Genomic DNA, 3,124 nt, shown 5'->3' with positions numbered 1-3,124 from the left:
GGCTAGTAGGTGCCCCATTCCTTGTCGGTGGAGACGATCTCGCGGCCGAGCGGCATCAGCGAGATCGGGATCATCTTCAGGTTGGCCCAGCCGAAGGGGATGCCGATGATCGACAGGAACAGCGGGATGCTGGTGATGAGGTGTCCGATCGCCAGCCACCAGCCGGCGAAGACCAGCCAGATCACGTTCCCGACGCACGATGCCGGACCGGCATCGCGCCGCTCGACGGTCGTCCGCCCGAACGGCCACAGGATGAAGCCGGCGATCCGAAACGAGGCAATGCCAAATGGGATAGTAATTACGAGCAGGCAGCAGATAATTCCGGCGAGCACGTAGGCAAGAGCCATCCAAATGCCGCAGAAAACCAACCAGATGACATTGAGGATAAACTTTACTGCACTCATGCTTGGTACCTTCTCATGGCTGATGGCGTTGCAGTATGACCTTGCCATGCCCGCCGGCGAGCGTGTCTACGCCCTTAGGGGATGCTCCTCAGGGATCGGTCCGGGTAGTGGTCTCAGATAGGGACTCCTTCAGGTTCAGCGCTCGCGAAGGGGGTCAGGTGCGCGGCGGCGGACTTTGATCGATTGTCGGGTATCGCCCCCTTCGTGGTGGTGTTGAGCGATGGGGCGTAGAGGATGTCGCTGCTCGTGTAGCCAGCCAGTCCCATAGTCGAACAGGGGGCCGTAGCGTTCACGCAGCTGGCGTACCAGCGGTTGTCGCCTCGGGAGATGGTGACGGACTGGACGACCGCATAGCCCTTGGTGAAGAGGCGGGGCAGGCGCTTCGCGGAGTCGTGGATGCGCACCGAGCCGAGGCGGGGCGTGATCAGTCGACGGTGCCCGTCGGGGCGGATCGTGGGCTTGCTCACGTCGTGGCGGAGACGGAATGAGTCCCAGGCCTTGCCCTTCTCCTTGATGCGGGGGTAGCGGACGGCCCTGCTGGTGTGGCGGCCGGTGAGGGAGTCGACCTGGTTCTTGAATGCCATGTCGGCGTCGATGAACGCGGACTGGAAGACGTAGGTGGACGCCTCGCGCTACCACGGGCACGGCAGGAACGGGCCGTGGAGCCGTCCGGATGCTGGTCGTCGTGCCGGGAGTCGCCCTTAACCTGGTTCAGGTGCTTCTTGGTGGTGGCCTGCCCAGCCTGCCCCGGGATGCGGATGTCGGAGCTGGCCTACTTCCGGGAGTCGCGTTCGCTGAGGCCGCTGTCGACGAGGGCGTCGACCTGGGTGCGCCACTCGCAGTGCGCGGCGATCTTCCGGGCAAGCGCCCAGTTGAAGGTCCATCGGGCGGGACCGGCGTGCTGGCTAAGGTCGTCTCTTGGGCAGGTGTCGGGTCGAGGGTGAACTTGACGGCCTGCAACTTCACCCGCAACAAGGCGCAGTTCACCTTCTTCGCCGTGACTGTTCGGCAACGTGTGGTGAGACCCTAGCGGCCTCGACCGACAATTTGGGTTGGGTTGCCGGTTTGCTGCTGAAGACGCTGGGGTGCGGAAGAGGTGATTGTTTGAGGCGCTGTCGGTCGGGGGCCTGAACGCGTCCCGGTTTGGTCGCGGACGGCCGATGGAGTACGGCGCCGATGATTGGAGCTTCAGCTGTAGAGGCTTCGGCGGCCGAAGCGGCGCAGCAGGCTGCGGGTGTCGTCTTCGTTCAGGCCGAGGGCTTCGGCGGCCTTGTCCAGGTCGGTGTCGCGGTGGACCTCGTGAGCGGGCCAGTAGGCGGCTCGCTCGGCGGTCACCTCCAGCTGGCGGGCAGCCCTTAGCGCCGCCAGCGGGGAGGTCTTTCCCAGAGTTTCGAGCTTGTCTCCGAGGAGGCGTACGAGTTCGGCGACATCATCCGGCAGGGCGACAGCGGACTTGTCGACCTCGGCGGCGTGCCCGTCCCACTCCTCCTCGCATTCTGCCGCCAGCTCCCCGGCTGCCTCGTGGAGGCTCTGCTCGCCGATCTGGTCCCAGTCGAGCATGTGCGAGGGGCCGGCCCAGCCGCAGGAGCAAACGCCGCGCAGCTTGTCCGCTCGCGGTGCGTTGTACGTGAAGTGGTCACGGCCGTCGTAGACGTACCACTGTGAGGTGGTTTGTCCTGACCCGTGTTCCGTCGTCTGGATGTACACGGGCTTGGGGACGGTGCCGTCAGGTAGGAGCACACCGACAGAGCCTTCGTGTGAGTCTCCGAATTCGTCAGTCGTCCACGTCTCCCACTCACCCATAGCGCCCCTCCAAGATCAAGCCCGCCCGGCAGCGTGTCTGCCGGGCTGTGCGACCGACAATCTCGTACCGGGCGCCCGCGTGTCAGCGAAACCACGAAATGCCGCTCTTGCGTGCTGCCCTGGGCGGCCTCTGCAGACAACCCGGTTCGATGTGCCGATTTGCCGATGAACGACGTTGGCACGTGGCAAAGTTGAACGTTTTGACGGACTGCCGTTCAGGGGGATCGGGTTGGGTCCGGGCCGGTCACCGAGGTACTGGCCGGCGTGGGGGTGGGGCTGCTGCGGAAGATGTCCAGGGCGTCCGAGCGGTCGCCGAAGGGACGCAGCGTCTGGCGGGTCACCGCGGTCCACATCGTGCGCTCCTCGTCGAGCGTCGCGGGCAGGGCCAGGCCGAGGGCCTCGGCGAGGGGCTTGCGGCCCGTGTTAACGAGGGCCCGGACGGTGGACGCCCAGCTGTCGGTCGCCGAGACCGCGCACCGGTACCAGACCGGCGTGAGGAGCAGTGCAATCGCGGTGGCGAGGAGTGGCGCGACGTGGGCGGCGGCCGCGGTGAGGGAGGCGAGTGCCGCGGCGGCCACGAGCACGTGGCCATGGGGCGACAAAGAACCTCGCGGTGTCGTGGGCCGACAGGAACGGGCTCAGCGGCACCGGCCTGAGCGTGCTCAACGGCGGCTCCAGGCTCGTGGCCGGCGGGCGTCGGCGCGGGCCTGCGCGGCGTGCGGGCGATAGCTGCCGCTGCCCGGATGCCGGTTGCGCCGGATCTCCCGGCTGACCGTGGACGGCCTGCGGCCCAGCTCGGCCGCGATCGCCCGCACGGTGGCCTTCTCCCGCAGCCGGTCGGCGATGTGGATGCGTTCGTCCTCTCGCAGGTACCGGGACGGCCCGGGCAGTGAGGCCTCGGCCACCCGCGCTGGTCG

Annotated in this window: 5 protein-coding genes and 1 pseudogene; 1 reads left to right on the top strand and 5 read right to left on the bottom strand. The window is 67.0% G+C overall.

The features are described from left to right. Window positions 1–2 precede the first annotated feature (2 nt). On the bottom strand, window positions 3–404 hold the full coding sequence (locus ACFU6K_RS35225; protein WP_380670130.1) for a YccF domain-containing protein: 402 nt from the start codon (window positions 402–404) through the stop codon (window positions 3–5). A 113-nt stretch (window positions 405–517) separates the two neighbouring features. Continuing rightward, window positions 518–988 (bottom strand): hypothetical protein, encoded by a 471-nt coding sequence (locus ACFU6K_RS35220; protein WP_380670128.1) that lies wholly within the window; start codon window positions 986–988, stop codon window positions 518–520. 89 nt (window positions 989–1,077) lie between these two features. Between ACFU6K_RS35220 and ACFU6K_RS35215 the strand changes: the two genes are divergently transcribed. After that, the gene (locus tag ACFU6K_RS35215) at window positions 1,078–1,434 is read left to right on the top strand and encodes a hypothetical protein (protein ID WP_380670126.1); all 357 of its coding nucleotides are present in this window, start codon (window positions 1,078–1,080) and stop codon (window positions 1,432–1,434) included. A gap of 158 nt (window positions 1,435–1,592) precedes the next feature. Here the strand turns inward: ACFU6K_RS35215 and ACFU6K_RS35210 are convergent, their stop codons facing one another. The 3 genes and pseudogenes from ACFU6K_RS35210 to ACFU6K_RS35200 form a co-directional block, all read right to left on the bottom strand. Continuing rightward, window positions 1,593–2,144, bottom strand: coding sequence for a hypothetical protein (locus ACFU6K_RS35210; RefSeq protein WP_380670124.1), 552 nt, complete (start codon window positions 2,142–2,144; stop codon window positions 1,593–1,595). Between the two features lie 278 nt (window positions 2,145–2,422). Then, entirely contained in the window at window positions 2,423–2,791 is a 369-nt protein-coding gene (locus tag ACFU6K_RS35205) for a hypothetical protein (RefSeq protein ID WP_380670122.1), read from the bottom strand. Between the two features lie 96 nt (window positions 2,792–2,887). Further along, window positions 2,888–3,124: pseudogene (locus ACFU6K_RS35200) on the bottom strand (helix-turn-helix domain-containing protein); the annotation flags it as partial.

The organism is Kitasatospora sp. NPDC057512 (genome assembly GCF_042802135.1).
Taxonomy (GTDB): domain Bacteria; phylum Actinomycetota; class Actinomycetes; order Streptomycetales; family Streptomycetaceae; genus Kitasatospora.
The sequence above is the reverse complement of the archived record's forward strand: the minus strand, read 5'-3'. Positions and strand labels throughout refer to the sequence as shown.